Here is a 20,829-nt window from a genome sequence, read left to right on the forward strand (position 1 = left end):
GACCTGGCGGGAGCGGAGAAGATCCAGGTGGCCCATATCGCCGAGGCGATCCAGTACCGGGCGTTAGACCGGAAGTTTTGGGAGTAGGGAACAGGAAGCTTGTCCCGCTGTCTGCAAGGACAAGCTTGGCGAACCAGTATAACGCGGATTTGTTTTTTATATTACTTGGGTGTTTGAAAATGCTACTGCAAGTAAACCTCTTCTTGAAGAACTTGAGAAAAGGGGTATCAAAGTAATTATTGAAAATGAAAAGAAATAGTAGCTGTATAGTGATGAGTAGAAATCAATTTTTTCTTCAGTGGAGGGGGTCAACGCAATACATTTTCGGATCTTGTAGCTAGTACTGATCGAAGATGTGGTGACGATATGTATAAGTTGTTTATGAAGAAGAAGCGAAGAATGGAAGAAAACAGTCTTTTGTAATATGAAGAATTTAATTCACTTTGTTTCTTTCCTCCTTAGCTAAAGGAGGATTTTTTATAAGGAAAACCAAAGGTCTTTTTTATTTCAACCCCATAACCTGTAATAAAAAAGTATAATCTGTGAAACATTAATTTAAGAAGATAGAGTTGACAAGAGGGGGTAATTATGTATATTTTAAGTATATTCAAATAATTAGATATATGAAGAATAAAATATATTCATTAAAGGGAATGAGTGTGAACAATACGAAGGTTGGATTATGTAAGTGTATGGATAGATAGGGGGGGTTAAAACTTGATGAAAAAGTATACTCTTTATATTTGCCTAGGGATTGTCAGTATTGCTCTATCCTCAGGACTTTACCTGGCTTACAGTGTGGATAATACTCAGTTGGCGAGCAGTGAACCAGGTTGGCCCGTTCCACATGCTTAATATATAAAGGAACCAGCAGAGTCATATTATGGCTCTGCTTTTTTTGTTTTTCAATGCCTCAAGTAGATCCCGGAATGAACCTGAATCGCTTCCGCAATATTGTCTTAATCAATCCCACCGACTTCATTCATTATGATGTGCCTATTTGATACCTGTCCACACGGCAGTAGGATTATCGAGGTTCCTTTTCATCCCTCATAATGACATTTAATTTTCCACTAGTTTGATCCATCATGAGCCCATGAACGAGAACATTTTTGGGTACAAGAGGGTGATTACGGATAGTTTCTACCGACTTCCGTACATTTTCCGCTTCATCTCCACAGGCATTCAACCATTCTTCCAAATCTATGCCTGAATCCTTTAATGTCAGCAATGTATTTTGCTTTCTTTCTTGAATTATATTGTTCAATATCTCGGATGGATCCATGTTTTCCATGCTGCACCCATCATGACCGATCACCCATATTTCTTCAGCGTTTTGTTTGCATATTGAAAGAATAATGCTTCTCATTACACTATCATTTGGGTTTGATATCTTAACACCAGCTATTTCAATGATGTGCATTTGGTCATTTTTTAAACCTGTAGCTTTAGACAGTAATGCAGAAAGATTGGCTTCCAAACAAGTTAAAACGACAATCTTTTTATATGGCAGAGACGAAGTCGCGTCAGATGTAGTTCCTGATATGAAATTCTCATTAAATTTCAGTACCGCAGCCAAAAAGTCCATCTCATACACCTCTTTTACATTTTTTGCAAACCTAATGTGATCTTGAACGCACAGAAAAGCTCATGCAAATTGACTCAACGACAAATGCTTCATGTACTTACAGTCGAGAAGTAGAAAACAACTCTCCCTTGATCATTTGTATATCTGATTATTTGAATATACATAATAAATTGATGTTATGTCAACTGTATGTTTCCAGCTTAAGTAATAGAAAAAACTTCTTAATCTTAGCGGGAAAATTGATTTGCAATCGCGAGATAAACTCTGTATATTTAAATAATCATATATTCAATGATTGATTGGTTTGGAGGTGTCGTATGGAGGGACTAGATTTAGATGCATTTCTTTTAAGTGCATCATTTGTGTTCTTCTTAGCAGGAGGCATCGGTGGGGTTGCGAATAACCGAAATCCAAGAGTCGCCAACCTGGTGTCCCATGCAGGGTCCTTTTTGGGAGGGATTTTCGGGATCGTTGCAGCAATGCGAGTATTACTGTTGCAGAAGACCACTGTGCTCTCAGTTTGGCATTTGGTTCCTGATGTCGTTCTCACATTCCGGGTTGACATGTTGTCGGCTTTTTTCTTATTTATCATTTTCGTTCTGGCTGTTGCCGTTTCCGTTTATTCGATTGGATATGTGACGAAATACTACCAAAGAAAAAATGTAGGTTTATTGGGTGCGGGACTTAATGTGTTTTTGCTTTCCATGGTCGCCGTCGTTACGGTGGATAATGGATTTTCCTTTCTGTTGGTTTGGGAACTGATGTCTTTGGCATCTTTTTTTCTGGTGATGTTGGAACATGAGAAATCAGAAGTCCGTAAAGCAGGCTTTGTCTACATGGTTATGACCCATTTTGGTACGATGTTCATTGTTTTGGCATTTTTCACCTTGTTCCTTTTTGCCGGCAATTTTCAATTTGGCGCGTTTGAATCGGTCGGACCACGGTTGTCGGTTGGGCTAAAAAGCTTCGTGTTTCTAATGGCCTTCATCGGTTTTGGGACAAAAGCAGGGATGATTCCACTGCATATCTGGCTTCCACGCGCCCATCCCGCGGCACCCAGCCATGTGTCCGCCTTGATGTCCGCGGTCATGATCAAGACGGCCATTTATGGATTGCTTCGGGTCAGTTATGACTTTTTGGGTGGAGGGCCGGCCTGGTGGGGGGCGATTGTCCTGGGGATTGGGATGGTTTCTGCCATTATCGGCGTTTTGTACGGCTTGGTGGAAAATGACATGAAACGGTTTCTTGCGTACAGCAGTGCTGAAAACATGGGCATTATTTTTATGGGCGTTGGAACCTCTCTGCTTTTTAATGCCTATCATCATCCGGTTCCCGGTGCGTTGGCATTGACGGCCGCGCTTTATCATGTCCTGAACCATGCGATCTTTAAAGGATTGTTGTTTATGGGTGCCGGAGCTGTTCTTTATGCGACACATATCAAAAACATCAACCAGTTGGGCGGTCTCATTCGCCGAATGCCCTGGACGGCCGGATTGTTCTTAATCGGAGGAATGGCTCTCTCCGCGTTGCCGCCATTGAATGGGTTTGTTAGCGAATGGGCGACCTTCCAGTCCTTGTTGCATCTGGCGTTTGACGTGGAAAACCCCGGGTGGAAGTTAATCGGCAGTCTTGCAGCAGCAGCCTTGGGACTGACGGGAGCTTTTGTCGCTGGAGCGGTGGTGAAACATTTTGGAATCGCCTTCCTTGCGATGCCTCGGACTTCCCAGGCTGAACATGCAAGAGAGGTTCCACTGTCGATGCGTATGGGCATGGTGATTCTTGCTCTTGGGACGATGCTGTTGGGGATCTGGCCAGGGCTCGTCGTGCGGGTCACAGAGGGCATTGTCCGAAGGTACTTCGATGCGGAGGTAACAGGGAATGCCATGTTTTACATCCCGTTTGTCGAGCGTCCCGGAGAAGGACTGTCGCTCGGTGTTGTTCTTATCGCCTTTTCGGTCCTGTTGCTTCTGAGTTTGGTTCTCCTTCGTGTATGGGTGGGAAAGAGCAACAATCATGTGGACGAAACTTGGAACTGCGGGGCCCCGTTACAACCTTCGATGGAGTATACGGGGACATCTTACTCTTATCCGGTTTTGATGATCTTTAAGTGGCTGTATCACTCACGGCGACAGGTGGACGTTCGCTCAGAGCATACTTATTTTCCGAAGCACATCCGCCACTGGTTGCAGATTCACTCGGTGATCGAATCCAAATTGTACCGGCCGCTGGTACAGTTGGCTGTTTTCTTGTCGCGGCGGATTCGGACGATCCAGAGTGGCAATCTGCAAAGCTACTTGGCTTATATGATTGCCACCCTCATCCTCTTCTTACTTTGGTTCGGTAGGTGAAAAACAATGACAGGACAAATCGGAATCGCGATCGTGTGGACATTGTTGCAAGCGGTTCTCCTTCTTTTAATGGCTCCGTTCATTCAGGGGATAATCAAGAAAGTGAAGGCGCGGCTGCAAAACCGCATTGGTCCGAGCGTGTGGCAACCGTACTATGATTTGATCAAATACATGAAAAAGGACGCAGTTATTTCCAATCACGCCTCATGGCTTACCGTGGCGACTCCCTACATCACATTCACGGCCATTCTTACGGCCGGACTGTTTGTGCCTACGTTTATGGCGGGCACGCCGTTAGGGTTTGTCGGCGATCTCATTCTTATTGTTTATTTGTTTGGGTTGGCCCGGTTTTTTACGGCGCTGGCCGGATTGGATGCCGGAAGTTCTTTCGGCGGTATGGGATCGAGCCGGGAAATGGCTTTGTCGGCTATTGCAGAGCCCGCTTTATTGTTGGCTACATTTGTTGTCTTTTTAACGAGTGGTACAACGAACCTGGATCAGCTTATTCCAGTTCTCGCGACACAAGGGCGGGGTTGGGTTGAACCCGCTTACGTGTTGGCTTTTTTAGCGATGCTCATTGTCGTGATTACAGAAACAGGACGAATTCCAGTTGATAATCCCGACACGCACCTGGAATTGACGATGATTCATGAAGGAATGCTTTTGGAGTATTCGGGTAGATACCTGGGCTTGATGATGTGGGCGTCCCAAATGAAACAACTGCTGATTTTAAGCCTTTTTATAAACTTTTTCTTTCCGTGGGGGTTAGCCGTCGATTGGAATGTGAGTGCCGTGTTTCTATCATTCTTCCTTTATCTGCTCAAGCTGGTGGCACTCGGGGTTTTATTGGCCCTGATTGAGACGATTTATGCAAAAATCCGTCTGTTTAAAGTTCCTAAGTTATTAGCATCCTCGATGGTGCTTTCCATTTTGGCTGTTCTGATTCGCGTGATGGAGTAGGAGGAACATCAATGGATCAATGGATTGCGATGACGTTATTGGTAAGTGCATTGATATTGTTTCAAATCCGCAAAATCAGTCATTCCGTGGGGATATTGGCGTTTCAATCGGTGGTCCTGTCGCTTACTGCGGCTTGGATGTGGATGGAAACAGGCATTACACATCTGTTGATCGCAGCAGTACTCACCTTGTTGGTCAAGGGCATTGTGATTCCTTATATTCTGCTGTACACGATCAAAAAGATCGGCATCGACCCGATCGTGGAACGCTTCACGTCGAAATACTCTTCTTTGATGATTGCATTGGCATTGTCCGTCGTCGGATTTTATGTTACCTCCCATTTGCATTTGCCGGGAACCGAACACGGGCAAGCGTATTTGCCGGTTTCAGTTATTCTCATTTTTCTTGGTACGTTCATCATGATCGATCACAAAAAAGCGATGATGCAAGGCGTGGGCTTGATCACCATTGAAAACGGACTGTTTTTGGTCGCGGAGTCGATCAGTTATGGCATGCCTTTGATAGTGGAGCTGGGAATCTTCTTTGACCTGCTTGTTACCGTCATTGTCATTGGCATTTTGTCGTATCGTATTCATTCGACCTTCGAAAGTTTAAATACGGAAAAGATGCAGAACTTGAAGGGATGAGAAACGGAGATGGGTTGGATTTGGGCATTGTTGGGGATTCCTGTTGTCACGGGACTGATTGCCTGGAGGATCAAAAATCTAAACGTATGTGAAAGGTTTCAAGTCATTGGGGCATTGTTGATGCTGTTGGTGGGCCTTGCCCTTGCTTTCCATGTGCTGACCGGTTCTCCCATCACGGGAGCGGGCGGCTTTATCTATGTGGATTCCTTGAGTGCATTTAACCTTTCGCTCATTGTTCTGGTTGGCTTCGCGGCTTCTTTGTATTCGGTCGGTTACATGCGCCACGAGCTCAATGAGGGTGTCATTGTCGAGCGGCAATTTCGCCGGTACTACTTGTGGTTCCATCTGTTTCTCGCCACTATGCTGGCTGTGAGTGTGGTAGATAATCTGGGGTTGTTATGGGTAGGCATCGAGCTGACTACCTTGGTTTCTGCGTTGTTGGTCGCGTTTTATCGAAAAGGAACCGCTCTCGAAGCGGCTTGGAAGTATCTCATCATGGGAAGCGTGGGGATCGCGTTTGCACTCTTGGGAATCATTTTCATTTATCTTTCGGGGATTGATGTGTTTGGAGACGATCTCCGGGCGTTGAACTGGACAGCGTTAAATCAGGTGGCGGATCGACTCAATTCGGAATGGATTTTAATTGCCTTTATTTTTGTATTGGTTGGATTTGGGACAAAGGCAGGGCTCGCTCCCATGCACTTCTGGTTGCCGGATGCTCACAGCCAAGCGCCTTCGCCAGTGAGTGCGGTGTTGTCCGGAGTGTTGTTAAACACGGCTTTATACGGAATCTTGCGGGTATTTATCATCGCCAATACTGCACTTCATGGCCAAGCGGCTGATTTACTGATCTTGTTCGGGCTTTTGTCCATTGCCATGACGGTGCCCTTTGTTTTAGTCCAACACGATCTGAAACGGATGTTGGCATATTCGAGTGTAGAACATATGGGCATCATTACCCTCGGCGTGGGAATGGGGGGAGCCATCGGCTTATACGGAGCCTTACTCCATATGTTCAACCATGCAATGGCCAAGTCGCTTTTGTTCTTCACGGCCGGGAATATCAATCAAAAATATCACTCCAAAAACATTGGCCGCATCTCGGGGATTGTGAAGGCGTTGCCCGTCACAGGGACGGTTTTTCTCATCGCTGCGTTTGCGATCACCGGTGCGCCTCCTTTTAATGTCTTCATCAGTGAGTTTACGATCATGAAGGCTGGTTTTAAGGAGGGGCATATCGGAATCACCGTATCTTTTCTCCTGCTCATCGTGATGATCTTTGCCGGCATGATTTATTACACGATAAAAATGTCCTTTGGTGAGCCACCCGCGAAGTTGAAGAAAAAAGAAATCGACCGTTGGTCGACCGCCGCACTTTTCCTGCCTCTGACGGTTGTGATCGTTTTTGGCGTGTATGTCCCGCCTTTCGTTAGTGACGCGATCCATCAAGTGTCTCAGGTCTTACAGGGGGTACACTGATAATGGAAATGAATAAAAAACAACTCATTTTAGAGATGATGCAACAATTGAAAAAGTTCTTATCAGTCAATGCCAACTCACCTAATGAAACGGTGATCTTGATTGAAAAAGCGGATCTGCCAGAGGTGTGCCGTTTTCTCTGCAAAAAAAAAGGGGGCCGGCTGTTCACCATGGTCGGCAGTGACGAGCGGAATGTGTTCGGTTCGTTTGCGTTGTATTATGTGTTTTCGTTTGACAAACTACATCATTTTATTACAGTGAAAACCTTCGTCGATGAGGCAGATCCGAGCTTCCCAACTGTAGCGGTCGATTTGCCGGCGGCCAATTGGTATGAGAGGGAAGTGAAGGATTTACTGGGGCTAAGACCACAAGGGCATCCCGATCCGCGTCCTCTGGTTTTGCATGGGGATTGGCCGGAAGAACTGCATCCATTACGCAAAGAGTTCCCTGCTGATCTCTCCTACATTCCAAGAGTCAAAAGCCGGGAAGTATTTACGCCATATGAGAGCGAAGATGTGACAGAAATTCCGGTTGGACCGATTCATGCCGGGATCATTGAACCGGGCCATTTTCGGTTCGGGGCGGTCGGAGACACCGTGCTCCATTTGGATGCCAAGTTATTTTATACCCATCGCGGTTTGGAAAAAGTGAGTGAAGGAATGCCTTTGCGTAAAGCATTGTTTTTAGCCGAACGGATTTGCGGGGTTTGCGCCCTGTCCCATGCGGTGTCATTTGCGCAAGCTGTGGAGAATGTAGGACAGGTCGAGATTTCGGCTCGAGCCAAGTATCTGCGAACCTTATTCTTGGAACTGGAACGGTTGTATAATCACATCGGGGACGTGGGGAATGTTTGTACTGGATTCGGCTTTGCGGTCGGGGTCAGTCAGGGATCTAGGCTGAAGGAAGAAATTCTGCAGCTCAATGAACGGATTGTGGGGCATCGATATTTGCGGGGTGTTGTGGACTTGGGGGGCATGCGAGTTGATGTAACCCGTGATGATTGTTTGGATATTCAAGCCACCCTGCAAAAGGTCGAGACGGAGTTTAAAGAACTGGTGAACATTTTGTTTTCCCATGATATTTCCATCAACCGGATGGCAACGACAGGTGTATTAACGTTGAAACAGGTGAATGATTTGGAGGTGGTGGGAATCGCTGCCCGGGCGTCTGGACGAAATATTGACGTGCGACGAAATCAACCTTACGCAGCATACGACCGTGTGCATTTCAATGTGCCGATCCATCGGGAAGGAGATGTATTGGCTCGAGTCCGTGTTCGTATTGATGAGGTGTTTCAATCGATTTCCATAGTACAGCAAGTCTTGGAACAGCTTCCTTCTGGGAACATCGTGACTTCGATTCCACCATTACAACCATATCAATGGTCGATGGGGTGGACAGAATCTCCACGGGGAGAAACTGTGCATTGGTTAATGACAGGACCGGATCAGACAGTGTATCGATATCGGGTTCGTTCGGCAACATACAGCAACTGGCCGTCCGTTCCGCTGGCAGTGAAGGGAAATATCGTTCCTGATTTCCCTTTGATCAATAAGAGCTTTGAACTTTGTTACGCTTGTTGTGATCGTTGAAGAATTCATTGAAAGAGAAGGAGTGAATCCAGGATGTTGGATCTTTTACGGAAAATCTGGCGAACGGGAACCGTCACTAAAAAAATGCCTTTAGAGGAAGCACCTTCCCGTTTTCGCGGCAAGCCGGTTATCTCCTCTCAGGTGTGTACCCATTGCGAGACATGTGTCAATGCTTGCCCTACCGGCGCCCTGCAAATTCATCGAAACGACAATGCTTCCGAGCTGGTGTTATCTTACGCGCAGTGTATTTTTTGTGGAGTCTGCGCGGAGGTATGCGAAAGCGGAGCGATTCGAGTAACCAATGACTATCGCATGGTCACCAAAGACAAGAGTGAATTAATGGTGCGAGTACCTATAAAGCAATCTTTTGAACAAGTTTCCGTGGGAAAGGGTGATGTGATACAATGAGCCATGTGAATGAGCAAGAGAACGATTTGGGACTAAAATTGCAAAAGAAAATCAAAGAAGTATTGGGGAAATCGCTGCATATTCGACATGTCGATTCCGGTTCTTGCAATGGATGCGATTTTGAAATGACCATGCTCACGAATCCCGTTTATGACATCCAACGGTTTGGTGTCGATTTTGTGGCTTCTCCCCGACATGCAGATATGTTAATGGTGACGGGAGGAGTTACCCGACACTTAGAAGAAGCATTACGAAAAACGTTCAACGCCACAGCAAATCCGAAGATGGTAGTTGCCATCGGGGCTTGTGCCTGCGGAGGTGGCATTTTTGGGCAAACCTACGCCAATCACGGCGGAGTCGACAAAATTGTACCCGTGTATGTATATGTGCCTGGATGTCCCCCACGCCCACAGGCGATTATGGAGGGAATCCTGCTGGCGCTGGATCAATATGAAACATTGTCGGAAAAAGGGGGATTATTTGTTGAATCTTGAGTTACAACAATTTAAAGCGGATTTTTTTAAAGCGTTAGGACATCCCTTACGGATTCGCATTCTTGAGTTGTTAGCTGAGGGGGACAAAAACGTCAATGAGCTTCAGAGCTTGATCGGGAGCGAAGGTTCCGCAGTTTCTCAGCAACTTGCGATTCTAAGGAATAAAAACATTGTGTATGGAACAAAAGAGGGAAACAAAGTCACATATTCGCTCCGTGATCCCATGATCATCGAGCTCTTAACTGTTGCTCGCCAAATCTTTAACAATCACCTGATTGATACGATCACGATGTTGGACAAGTTCAATGAGGAATAGGGAAGACAAATTCCTTGATGAAGGTGATTCCATGTCTGATACGGTTTCACGTAGAAAAACGAAACATCTTCGGGTTATTCCGAGCAAAAAAGAACAGGTTGTCCAACTTAAAGACGGACAGTATATGACCACAAAAGACGAAGTGATTCAATTCGGGTTGAAATATCTCGAAGGGGTCGGTTCGCAATCTGTTTGTCAAGTCTGTATCCCGCATGGAGGATCCTGTTGCATAGGCTGCTTGAATTTGAATCGAGAAGAAGGGTGTCAACAGCGAAATACCAGTTGTACAGCAGGGTTATGCGGTTTTTTGAAATTGATTCTCCATGAAGCAGGGCTTCTTCGTGAATGGGATCGCTTTTGGGATCAAATACCTGGGAAAGGATTTAGAAAAGATTTTACCCCATCTGATATACCGATTAAAAAGTGGTTGGAAATCCCCGATATTCAGCGATTAAGTGAAGCCTTCGCAAAAGATTTATCTGAGTATGTCAAGAAACAGAAGCAACCTGGTTATATCATTAGGTTAAACAATGAATTGGACTTCTATTTGACAAGACTGTTTCAATATAAAGAGCCTGAGATGTTGCGAAAAGCAGAGAAAAAATTAAAAAAAACTAACGAAGGATTTTCGCCATTTTCATTCAGCAAAAGAAAAAATGGACAACATACAGTGACTATATCTATGTGAAACCAAATCCCTGTATCCGAATATGGGTAGCAGGGAATTCTTTTTACTCTATCCCTAAAAAGATCTCATCCAATCAACAAAAGAAATTTGAGTCTAATCGATATATGATTTAATCGATCAATGGTTTTGGAAGACTCTTATCTTACTGAGCGCGGCGGAAAATTGTCTATCGTTCGATGGGGCGCTGTTACCTGAAAACTATGTCTTGAGGTGGGTAAGATCAAAGAAGATGAAATAACAAATCGGGTTGGGGGAGGGGGGAGGCTCTTCTGCAGAGGGCGCTTCCCCGATTCCCCAAAGAATTTCAGCATCCATTAAATCCCTTTACAAGCCTTGCGCAAAATATCCGCCAGATCAGATACGAGCGGAAGTTTTGGGTTGGCTGTTGACCGTCACTGAGGAGGTAACACTTGTTGTTTATCATGGAGAACACATCTTGTTTTGGATCCATTGCTTTTTTGGCAGCCCTGCTTCCAACCACCTTAATTATTTGTGAAATGTTTCACAATAATATCCGCGAAGTGTGGTGCGATTTTCCCCACATGTGCTCGGCCCGGCAACTTCGTTATATCCGACAAATTTCTTTGGGACAAAAATCACAATGACAGATTTCTTGCAAGTGAGATAAGTTTTTGATGAGAATGTATCCATTATAGTAGTCAATCACCTTTTTTTTGCGCAAGTCGCTAAGTATGCGGTTAACACCTTCGCGTGATGATCCAATCCATGCGGCCAATTCTAAATGGGTTAACTTTTTTCTGATGTGAATAACTTCCCCGTCTGGTATTCCATAAGAATTGGCTAGGCGGATTAACGTGGAACACAAGGCCCCTGTCTTTCCATACATCAGCAAGTCCCGCAATTTGGTTTGGGTCAAGCGGTTCATCAGGCACATCCATTTATACATGTCTACGGCAAAGGAACTATGCCGCTCAATCATTTTTTCCAAATCAGAGAGGAGAATCACTCCAGCCACGCAGGAGTTGACCACTTTGGCGGAATAGTTGTGTTTGGCATGTTGTAAGGGCGCCAACTCAGCGACAAGATCTCCAGATAGAAAAACATGGGAAACGAACGGTTTTCCATTATCCGTCTGTTTTATCCAGTGAACGCCCCCGCTTTTCAGGAAATAACATTTCGTTACCTCATCGCCTTCCCAAAACAGATAAGATCCGGCGGCAAATGTTCGTTCCTCCATGTTCTGTCTTATTAGTCGCAGGTTTTGCTCTGAAAAAACGGAGGTATTTTTCGGAAATTGCAAGCCACAGATCATAAAACCGACCTCCTGTGATAAAAGTCACTGTAAACGGGCAATTTTTATTTTAGCATGGAAATGTAATCAAATATCTGCGCAACTGTATCAATTTAAAGGAGGTATCCTAACCCACCTGGTTTCTAATTACAAACCAATCGAGAAGAAGGAAATCTTGTGTTTCGCAAAATTCTTTTGCCCATTGATGGGTCAGAACACTCGAAACGCGCTGTTGATGCGGCCATATCCATTTGCAAAGGGAAAAATCAATGCAGAATAACGCTGCTCACTATCCAGCATTCACTTCCCCTCTGGATTGGCGAAATGGCTTTTGCTTATGCTGAGGTGGAAACGAAATTGGAGAAAGAATGTAATGACATGCTATCCCCCTTTAAAGAAAGGATCCAGGCGGAGGGGGTTGTTTGCCAAAGTCTAGTCATTAAAAGCTCCAGTCCGGCTTATGAAATTTATTCCATCGCCAAAGACCATAACTTTGATCTCATTGTAATGGGAAGCCGCGGTTTGGGGAAAGTGAGTGAGCTGTGGTTGGGAAGCGTCAGTCATACTGTCGTTCAGCAAGCACCTTGTCCGGTATTGGTTGTGAAATAGATATATCCGATAAAATCCCGGCTTGCATATAGGAGCGTGGAATCTTTGAGAATTAAGGCATTAAAACGGTTTATTGAAACACTGGTCAGGTGAAATGCGGGCTGGAAGGAGACGATGGCATATGGATTTATTAAGTGAAAGGAGTAATACTGCTACTCTTTCTTATTTAGAGGGGATTTTCCAACACATTTCAGATGCGATATTGGTTGTTCAACCAGATGGCATCATTAGGGAGGCCAATCCAGCCGCTCTGAAGCTTACCGGTTACAGTGAAGAAGAAATCAAAACAAAACATTTTTGCACCATCTGTAAAGGAATGGCAACGTGCGTGGAAGAGATCAGTTGTTTGGACTGTTTTTTTCACCATAGTTGCCTTTCTTCCTTTGAGATGCGCATTGAGACAAGGGAGGGATTGCAATATTCGGTTACGGCGAGCGCATCCCTATTGCCTGACGACCCAATGAGGGCAATGGTCATTGTAATCAGGGAGATGTCGCAGCTGCATCGAACTGAGCGGGAACGATATCACCGGATGATCACCAATAAAATCATTCAAGCGCAAGAAGAAGAAAGGAAACGGGTATCCCGTGAATTGCATGACGGGGTTGGACAGGCGCTTTACAGCATCCTCATAGGCTTAAAGGTAATCGACTATCTCCCCCTTGATGAACCGAAGAAAAAACATTTGTTCGAAGTGCAAAGGATGGTTGAACAGACATTGGATGAAGTGAAAAATTTGGCTGCCGATTTGCGCCCGTCCACCCTTGATGATCTTGGATTTTTGCCGGCTATCCGGTCTTATGCGAAAAAGTTTGAGACGACATTCGGCATAAAAGTGGAACTGGTTGCGAGAGGGGAAAAACGCCGGTATTCCTCTATTATAGAAACGGCGCTCTATCGTATTGTCCAAGAGTCGATGACGAATGCGGCGAAATACGCGGACACAGATAAAATCCGACTTCGCCTGGTGGATACTGACAGTGAAATCAGGGTTTTCGTTGAGGACTTTGGCAAAGGCTTTGATCCCTCGCATATCCAAGCGCAAGGAACGGGATTGGGATTATACGGAATGCAAGAACGGGCGGCCTTATTGGGTGGAACCTTCCGCATTGAATCCTCCCCAAATGAAGGCACGATTGTTTACGTCTCCATACCAATCAATTCAAAGGGGGAATCCATCGATGGTGAGGATCCTTATCGCGGATGACCATGCCATTGTAAGGTCGGGTCTTTCATTACTCATCAATTCCCAACCCCATATGGAGGTGGTTGGAACAGCGGCCGATGGCAAAGAAGCAGTTGATCTTTCCCTACAGCTCAAACCGGATGTCGTTTTAATGGATTTGAGCATGCCACCTGGAGAAAATGGGTTGACGGCCACGAAAAAACTTAAAGAAACGGCTCCGGAGATTAATATCCTGGTGCTTACCATGCATGATGATGAAGAGTATTTGTTTAGAGTTCTGCATGCGGGCGCATCTGGGTATATACTGAAAAGCGCCAAAGATATGGAACTGATCAACGCCATTCAAACCGTATCCCAAAGGGCGGCCTATCTGTATCCTTCAGCCACTAAAACATTAATTCAGGAGTTCCTGTTCCATGTGCAAAAAGGGGAGGATGTGGAACATTACAATATACTGACCGAGCGTGAGCAAGAAGTCCTTACTTTAATTGCCAAAGGATATTCCAATAAAGAAATAGCGGAACAACTGATTTTATCTGTAAAAACAGTTGAAACCCACAAGTCGCATATTATGGAAAAGCTGCATTTGAAAACGCGACCCGAATTAGTTCGCTACGCACTGAAAAAAGGACTGCTTGATTTATAGGTAGATTGAAATAACTTGTAGTAGAGTCAGCTTTCAAATGCCGGCTCTTTTTTATGTTGAAGGTTACCGCTGTTTTATGCTCTTTCCGGCAATTCGCACAACAGGGATACTGGATTATGGTGGTAAATCTGAGTGGTCATTTGGGGAGAGCTCTTATATATACTCATAAATTGTCCATACTAAACTTAGTTAACTTAAATGGAGGAGGCAAAAACGTGGCAATTCAACCACTTTTTCTTTTTTTAATCCGTTATCTCATTTTTGGTCATAATATTTATATTTCGCAGTATTTTCGAACCCAAGGAGTACTTTTGAAATAACTTATCAACAATATAAGCAGCAACTAAAGAGTCACAGTAGATAAATGAAGCCGTGACTCTTTATTTATTCCGAGATTCTTTTGACGAAACCCTTCTTTTTTCATCTTCTAAGTTGGGAAATTTCCTGGTAAAGGTTGGTTATAAATAAGAGGTGTTTTTTGCAGAATGGGGGAGCCGCCATAAAAAATTACGTGATTTTCCTTCATCGGATAAGGGGATACACTGATATATTTCCTTCCTCGACCATTTTATGATGGGAAACATAGGGGGGAAGAGAGATCAGGCCCATCAACAGGGTTAGATGAACCCGACGGATTTTGGATTAAAAGGATAATATTATCTAGGGCGTGTCTGGCAAATCAAGTTGACCATTGGGAGAAGGCGGAAAACCTTTTCCCGATGAGCGCCGATGGACAAGTGAAGCGCATGGGAAAACGGTTTTGGAGTCGCTGACATATTTATCAGACACGCCCTAGTCGAAGAGGTGAATGTTTGATGAACAAACCGTTTAATGATGTGTTTTTGAAAGCATGTCGCAAAGAAGAGACCCCTTATGTGCCCGTTTGGTATATGCGGCAAGCCGGAAGATATCAGCCAGAATATCGCAAGCTTCGGCGGGAGCACTCTTTTTTTGAAATGAGTGAGAATCCCGAGATTTGCGTCGAAATAACCCGTCTCCCGGTTGAGCAATTGGGAGTGGATGCGGCCATATTATTTGCGGATATCATGACCCCGGTTAAGCATCTGGGCATAGATGTGGCAATCTTTCCGGGAATCGGTCCGATGATCACCAATCCCATTCGGACCGAGGCGGATATCCATCGTTTGGGTGAACTGGACCCGGTAGCCCATATCCCTACCGTTTTGGAGGCGGTTCGCATTCTCAACCAACAACTGTCTGTCCCATTGATCGGCTTTGCCGGGGGACCGTTTACACTTGCCAGTTATATGATTGAGGGCCAATCCTCCAAAAATCACCACAAAACGAAAGGGTTGATGTACGCGCATCCGAAAGCATGGCAAGTTCTGATGGAAAAATTGGCGGATATGACGCTTACTTATCTGAAGGCGCAAATTAGAGCCGGTGCGCATGCGGTGAAAGTGTTTGATTCCTGGGTGGGGTCATTAAGCGATGTTGACTTCCGCACATATGTTGCCCCAACCATGCGGGTTATTTTTGATGAACTGCAAAAGATGGGAGTGCCCACCATCTATTTTGGAATCGGCGCCGGCCATCTGTTGGCCGAATGGAACAAGTTGCCTGTGAGTGTGATCGGACTCGACTGGCGAACTTCGATCCGTTCTGTGAGAGCACAGGGGATAAACAAAGTGTTGCAAGGAAATATGGACCCCTCTCTCTTGCTTGGGCCTTGGGAACTGATAGAAGAAAGGGCCAAACAGGTTCTCGATCAAGGGATGGAACGAGCCGGTTATATTTTCAATCTGGGGCACGGAATCTTCCCGGAAGTGCAAGTGGACGTATTAAAAAAGTTAACCCATTTTGTTCATCAATATACGACAATACCTGAAGTGTGGGGGTGATTCGCCGTGGTGCCAACTTGAATTGATCAATGGCCTCACTGATGCAGTCGAGAAACAATCAGCTGGGAGAGGAGATCCGTCATGACCCGTCATATTGTGATTGTGGGCTCAGGCATCACCGGATTGTCTGCGGCTTTTTAAGATCAAAGAACAAGCGCTTCCTTTGAAAAAAACGTTACTGGAGTCCGATGACCGATTGGATGGGAAATTGCAAACGCTGGTGCGGGACGGTTTTATTATGGAACGGGGGCCGGATTCTTTTTTGGGACGGAAGAAAAGCGCGGTTGAGTTGATTGCCGATTTGGGGCTTGCACATGAACTGGTGCGCAATCAGGGGAAACAAGCCTATATTTTGTATCGGAATCGCCTTGTTTCCATTCCTGAAGGGACGGTGATGGGGGTTCCCGCCAAATTGGCTCCATTTGCTTTTACTCCTCTGATCTCTCTTTCCGGCAAGATGAGGGCGGCGGCTGACTTGTTGTTACCGCGTTCAAACCGATTGGAAAGTGAGGACACGTCTGTGGGTGCTTTTTTTCGTCACCGTTTTGGTGACGAGGTGGTGGATCGGATCATTGAGCCGCTGCTTTCCGGCGTTTATGCAGGGAACATTGATCAGATGAGTTTACAGTCCATTTTTCCTCAATTTATCCAAATGGAAAAGAAATATCGCAGCATGATATTAGGAATGAAAAAATCACATCCGGGCAATAAGCCAGCGGCCAAGCCTCAAGGAGCGTTCCTCACTTTGAAAAGAGGATTGCATTCGATGGTAGAGGAGCTTGAAAAACAGCTGACTGCGGTTAATATTGTCAAAAACACGGCGTTAGAGAGGTTAGTGAAAGATGAGGATGGTTACCATTTGCAACTGAGTGGTGGGCCTTCTTTACACGCGGATTCCGTAGTGTTGACGGTGCCGCACACCGTCGTTCGCCGGGTACTTAACAATCCCTCTTTTTTGCGGCCATTACAAGAACACCCTACCTCTGTCGCCACGGTTATCCTTGCTTTTCAGGAAAAGGATGCGCCGCTGAAGTGCGAAGGATCTGGCTTTCTTGTACCCCGCCGGGAAAATTATACGATTACGGCTTGCACTTGGACGCATAAAAAGTGGCCGCATACCGCCCCGCCCGGAAAAGCGTTGCTTCGTTGTTATGTGGGACGGGCGGGGGATGAATCCATTGTGGAAAAATCGGATGAGGAGTTGGTGGATGTGGTTATGAGGGATTTAAATCGAATCACTCCTATCAGCAGCGACCCGGAGTTTGCCTGTGTCACTCGCTGGAGGGAGGCCATGCCCCAGTTCGTAGTCGGGCATCAAGCCTGGTTGAAGAAAGTGAGAGAGGGCGTGGATTATCGCTTCCCGGGGGTCTTTTTGGCGGGTTCCTCTTACGCAGGTTCTGGCATCCCTGACTGTATTGATCAGGGAAAAAAACTGGTTGGCGATGTGTTAAATTTTCTGCAAAAATAACTGGATCCCTCTTTTAAACATTTGGATGCCGGTGTTCACGACAAAGAGCCTGCTTTCAACGCAGTAACCACTTATAGAGTTACGTATCTCCGGCTTTGAATCCGATCTATATGAACATATTCATCTTGAAAACAATATTCTATTTCCCTGTTTGCTGAAAGAAGCAGAAAGCATTGCGTAAAAAGATAAGGGAATTTCCCTGTCGATATAGGGAGGTTCCCCTATATGGAAAGCACTTCTTCGCCTCTCACAATATGAGACAAGAAGTGTTTCTTTTTGGCACTGGGGCGTGTCTGGCAAATCAAGTTGCCATTGGGAGAAGGCGGAAAAACCTTTTTCAGATGAGCGCCGAAGGACAAGTGAAGCGAATGGGAAAACGGTTTTGGAGCCGCCGACATATTTGTCAGACACGCCCTAATTGTAAGGAGGATTGATGATGCAAGGAAGTCTGTCTTTCCCGTCTCGTTCGATTAACGAGGCTTTTGCTTTAAGATTTGCTAGATCAACGTTTTCACCGTGTGTACGTTAGCCTATCGGATCAAGGATGTTTACGATTTGATACAGTTATATGGTTGGCGCCATTGTTTTTATCGGAGGGTTTTTTACAGGTTCCCCTCGCCTGAATTTACTAACTAAATGGCGATTTGTATCAGATCTGCGGGTTTCATCCTTTGTCAGGGCCGCTTCGGCCATGGCCCCCGACATCATCCGCCGAGCAGTTGCGAATAGTCAAGTGACAAAACTATAACGTTAATGTCTATTTTATGTGAACGCGCCTTTTTTTGTGAAATACATCACATTCACTTCGACTTGTACCGCTACACTAATTTACAAAGACAAAATTTCAGTTTACGTTTACCGCCGTTGCCGGATCGATCTGGGTGATGATGTTTAATTCCCAAGTTCAATGATCAACCGTTAAGAGGAGAGAAAAAAATGAAAACTCCGTTGTTGGATTCTGTTCAATCAACGAAACGAACCTTTTTGATGATCGATTTGGAGAAATTCAATGCCTACTTGGCACTAACCAAACCGCGAATAGCAATCTTTATGATTTTTACGGCGATCTGCGCGGTAATCGTTGCCAAAGGAGGATTGCCCGATGTTTGGACAATGGCCGAAGTGGCAATAGGTCTGGCTTTATCCGCCGGTGGGGCGGCTGCGATTAACATGTGGTACGACCATGACATCGACAAGATCATGGAGCGAACGATGGGGCGACCGCTTCCCTCCGGACAACTTCGGCCGCAATCAGCTTTGCTCTTTGGGATTGGATTGGAACTGTTGTCCATGATTTGGTTTTCGGTGGTTGTTAACGGTCTTACGTCAATGTTGTCCCTTGCCGTTTTTTTGTATTACACGGTGATTTACACTATATGGCTAAAAAGAAAAACACCGCAAAATATTGTGATCGGGGGTGGGGCGGGCGCCATCCCTCCTATGATTGGCTGGGCGGCGGTGACAGGAGATCTTGGATGGCCGGCCGTAATCATGTTCGCGATTATCTTCTTTTGGACCCCTCCCCATTTCTGGCCGCTTGTCATCGTGAAAAATGACGACTATGTACGTGCAGGTGTTCCGATGATGCCAGTGGTCCGAGGCCAAAGAAAAACAAAAAGAGATTGCATGGTTTACACCGTAGTTCTTTTGTTGACTTCTATCGGACTGTATTTCACTGGTGCTGTAGGCGGTTTCTATTTGACAGCAGCGATTCTATCCGGCTTGGCATTTTTGTACTTTCAGATCCGTATGTGGTACGAACAAGACGATCGCACTGTGTGGGCGAAACGAACATTTTTTGCTTCTTTGGTATACTTGCCAGTTTTGTTTACCTTTATGGTCATTGATTCATTATTTTAGTTCTTCGTTTTCTCCGGAAAAAAGGGGAGGGAGATGTTATAACATGATGAAGTCTTGTGAGAAACCAACCAACATTTTTCCATTAGCCCTCGTAACCCTCGTCGGGTTGTTTTTGATCAATATCTTGGGGTTTATTGACACCCAAACCGGTTCAGCGTTAGGATGTGGGAGAGATTGGCCGCTTTGTAATGGTGAGATCTTTCCTGCCGAATGGGATCTTCATACGGCTATTGAGTTTATCCATCGATTGACTGTGTTTATCGATCTCTTTCTCTTGGCCTTCCTGACAGCAGCCACATGGAAACGATACCGAACAAGAAAAGTAATCCGGGTTCTTATGGGGATCTGTTTTGCTGGCTTTGGCGGGGAATCTGCTCTGGGGGCGATGAGTGTTTTTTTTCAAAATCCCCCTTCAGTGCTAGCCCTCCATTTGGGGATGTCACTCGTCTCATTTTCCGCATTGTATTTGTGGACGGCCACCCTTCGACAGATCGAAACCGGGAAAGGTCAAAGGCTTGACACGCACGATACAACCCGTATTAAACAGCTGGGTAAATGGAGTTGGGGAACTCTCATTTACTGTTTTTTGGTCATCTATTTTGGTGCCTATGTTTCGTTCACCGGGGCCGGTGTCTATTTCCAGGGATGGCCCTTTCCAACGGAGTCCTTTAGTCAAGCGCACGCAGCACTTTTCATTGATTTGACTCACCGACTCATGGCCCTTGTATTGTTTTTATTGATTCTAAGATTGAACCTCTTAGCCTGTCGGATGCGCTTAGACAGAAAAGATTTATGGGTCGGGAGCCTTCACGCCCTTCTTCTTGCTGTTCTGCAAATGTTCAGTGGTGCTCTGCTTATTATAACGAAATTAAACCTAATGGCGTTTCTCCTCCATGTTACGATCGTGCCCCTTTTGGTGTGCTCTTTAAGTTTACTGGGATTAAAAACTTACTCATCCCAAGGAAAAGGGAGGCTAATGGGGTCGACGTTGACCCATTAGAACCATTAACGGAAAATCAATATTTGAAGAGGAAGTGAAAAAATGAGCCGAGTAGTGGAAACCTACATCCCGACCGGCCCGGCGCCGACAATAGCGACCACAGCCCCCGGCTGAACTTTGCGTTGATCACCCCGATTTCCAAACTTGTCGGATGTATGGTTTAACCTGGGAGAACGAATGTTATACACAGAATCGGAGATCTAAGCAGAGTAGTAATTGATGTTTTTCCTAATTATCGAATTTGCTTTTTTGGTATAATAAACAAAAGTAGCAACCACAATGAAGGAGTGTTTCTCACTTTTAGTGCCTTTTGTGAAAAATTTCACGTTACTATAAAAGACACCTAAGCGAATGGAAGCGATCGAGACGGAATGATATCGCTTTAAGCTACCTTTTGCTGACGATCGTAATGTAATATACTTGTTC

At 45.3% G+C, this 20,829-nt stretch carries 17 protein-coding genes and 1 pseudogene; 16 read left to right on the forward strand and 2 right to left on the reverse strand.

Translation table 11 applies throughout. From position 1 onward, the window contains the following. Window positions 1-1,027: 1,027 nt before the first annotated feature. Window positions 1,028-1,588 (reverse strand): beta-class carbonic anhydrase, encoded by a 561-nt coding sequence (locus ACFQNG_RS18245; RefSeq protein WP_379867301.1) that lies wholly within the window; start codon window positions 1,586-1,588, stop codon window positions 1,028-1,030. A gap of 317 nt (window positions 1,589-1,905) precedes the next feature. On the opposite strand from ACFQNG_RS18245, the gene hyfB reads away from it, so the two are divergent. Genes hyfB through ACFQNG_RS18290 form a run of 9 tightly spaced genes read left to right on the forward strand, consistent with a single transcriptional unit; the run spans window position 1,906 to window position 10,520 of the window. Further along, on the forward strand, window positions 1,906-3,936 hold the full coding sequence (hyfB, locus tag ACFQNG_RS18250; protein ID WP_379867303.1) for a hydrogenase 4 subunit B: 2,031 nt from the start codon (window positions 1,906-1,908) through the stop codon (window positions 3,934-3,936). Between the two features lie 6 nt (window positions 3,937-3,942). Beyond that, complete coding sequence (locus ACFQNG_RS18255; protein ID WP_379867305.1) at window positions 3,943-4,896, forward strand: respiratory chain complex I subunit 1 family protein; 954 nt, start codon at window positions 3,943-3,945, stop codon at window positions 4,894-4,896. Between the two features lie 11 nt (window positions 4,897-4,907). Then, window positions 4,908-5,543 carry a hydrogenase gene (locus tag ACFQNG_RS18260; protein WP_379867307.1) on the forward strand — a complete coding sequence of 212 codons (636 nt, stop codon included), beginning with the start codon at window positions 4,908-4,910 and terminating at the stop codon, window positions 5,541-5,543. A gap of 9 nt (window positions 5,544-5,552) precedes the next feature. Beyond that, entirely contained in the window at window positions 5,553-7,022 is a 1,470-nt protein-coding gene (locus ACFQNG_RS18265; RefSeq protein WP_379867309.1) for a hydrogenase 4 subunit F, read from the forward strand. A gap of 2 nt (window positions 7,023-7,024) precedes the next feature. Next, entirely contained in the window at window positions 7,025-8,614 is a 1,590-nt protein-coding gene (locus ACFQNG_RS18270) for a hydrogenase large subunit (protein ID WP_379867311.1), read from the forward strand. Window positions 8,615-8,647: 33 nt separating this feature from the next. Next, entirely contained in the window at window positions 8,648-9,022 is a 375-nt protein-coding gene (locus ACFQNG_RS18275) for a 4Fe-4S dicluster domain-containing protein (protein WP_379867313.1), read from the forward strand. Then, the gene (locus ACFQNG_RS18280; RefSeq protein ID WP_379867314.1) at window positions 9,019-9,516 is read left to right on the forward strand and encodes an NADH-quinone oxidoreductase subunit B family protein; all 498 of its coding nucleotides are present in this window, start codon (window positions 9,019-9,021) and stop codon (window positions 9,514-9,516) included. The genes ACFQNG_RS18275 and ACFQNG_RS18280 overlap by 4 nt, the downstream gene beginning before the upstream one ends. Further along, window positions 9,506-9,832, forward strand: a complete 327-nt coding sequence (locus tag ACFQNG_RS18285) for an ArsR/SmtB family transcription factor (protein WP_379867316.1) — start codon at window positions 9,506-9,508, stop codon at window positions 9,830-9,832. The genes ACFQNG_RS18280 and ACFQNG_RS18285 overlap by 11 nt, the downstream gene beginning before the upstream one ends. Before the next feature lie 31 nt (window positions 9,833-9,863). Next, a complete protein-coding gene (locus ACFQNG_RS18290) occupies window positions 9,864-10,520 on the forward strand; it encodes a hypothetical protein (RefSeq protein ID WP_379867318.1) in 657 nt (218 codons plus the stop codon). 565 nt (window positions 10,521-11,085) lie between these two features. On the opposite strand, the gene ACFQNG_RS18295 is transcribed toward ACFQNG_RS18290, so the two are convergent. Beyond that, window positions 11,086-11,793, reverse strand: coding sequence for a Crp/Fnr family transcriptional regulator (locus ACFQNG_RS18295; protein WP_379867321.1), 708 nt, complete (start codon window positions 11,791-11,793; stop codon window positions 11,086-11,088). Between the two features lie 156 nt (window positions 11,794-11,949). Here ACFQNG_RS18295 and ACFQNG_RS18300 point away from each other — a divergent pair, with 156 nt between their 5' ends. The 7 genes and pseudogenes from ACFQNG_RS18300 (at window position 11,950) to ACFQNG_RS18330 (ending at window position 20,403) form a co-directional block, all read left to right on the forward strand. Next, the gene (locus ACFQNG_RS18300; RefSeq protein ID WP_379867323.1) at window positions 11,950-12,381 is read left to right on the forward strand and encodes a universal stress protein; all 432 of its coding nucleotides are present in this window, start codon (window positions 11,950-11,952) and stop codon (window positions 12,379-12,381) included. A gap of 121 nt (window positions 12,382-12,502) precedes the next feature. After that, the gene (locus ACFQNG_RS18305; RefSeq protein WP_379867325.1) at window positions 12,503-13,588 is read left to right on the forward strand and encodes a sensor histidine kinase; all 1,086 of its coding nucleotides are present in this window, start codon (window positions 12,503-12,505) and stop codon (window positions 13,586-13,588) included. Further along, window positions 13,563-14,213 (forward strand): response regulator, encoded by a 651-nt coding sequence (locus ACFQNG_RS18310; protein ID WP_379867328.1) that lies wholly within the window; start codon window positions 13,563-13,565, stop codon window positions 14,211-14,213. Before ACFQNG_RS18305 ends, ACFQNG_RS18310 begins: the two co-directional genes overlap by 26 nt. A gap of 815 nt (window positions 14,214-15,028) precedes the next feature. Then, the gene (gene hemE, locus ACFQNG_RS18315; protein WP_379867331.1) at window positions 15,029-16,075 is read left to right on the forward strand and encodes a uroporphyrinogen decarboxylase; all 1,047 of its coding nucleotides are present in this window, start codon (window positions 15,029-15,031) and stop codon (window positions 16,073-16,075) included. 81 nt (window positions 16,076-16,156) lie between these two features. Beyond that, window positions 16,157-17,543 (forward strand): annotated as a pseudogene (gene hemY / locus ACFQNG_RS18320) (protoporphyrinogen oxidase). Window positions 17,544-18,479: 936 nt separating this feature from the next. Beyond that, window positions 18,480-19,403, forward strand: a complete 924-nt coding sequence (locus ACFQNG_RS18325) for a heme o synthase (protein ID WP_379867334.1) — start codon at window positions 18,480-18,482, stop codon at window positions 19,401-19,403. 46 nt (window positions 19,404-19,449) lie between these two features. Continuing rightward, window positions 19,450-20,403: a COX15/CtaA family protein gene (locus ACFQNG_RS18330; protein WP_379867348.1), complete on the forward strand. Its 954-nt coding sequence runs from the start codon at window positions 19,450-19,452 to the stop codon at window positions 20,401-20,403. Window positions 20,404-20,829: the final 426 nt, after the last annotated feature.

The sequence above is a fragment of the Laceyella putida genome, assembly GCF_042665195.1.
Classification (GTDB): Bacteria; Bacillota; Bacilli; order Thermoactinomycetales; family Thermoactinomycetaceae; genus Laceyella; species Laceyella putida.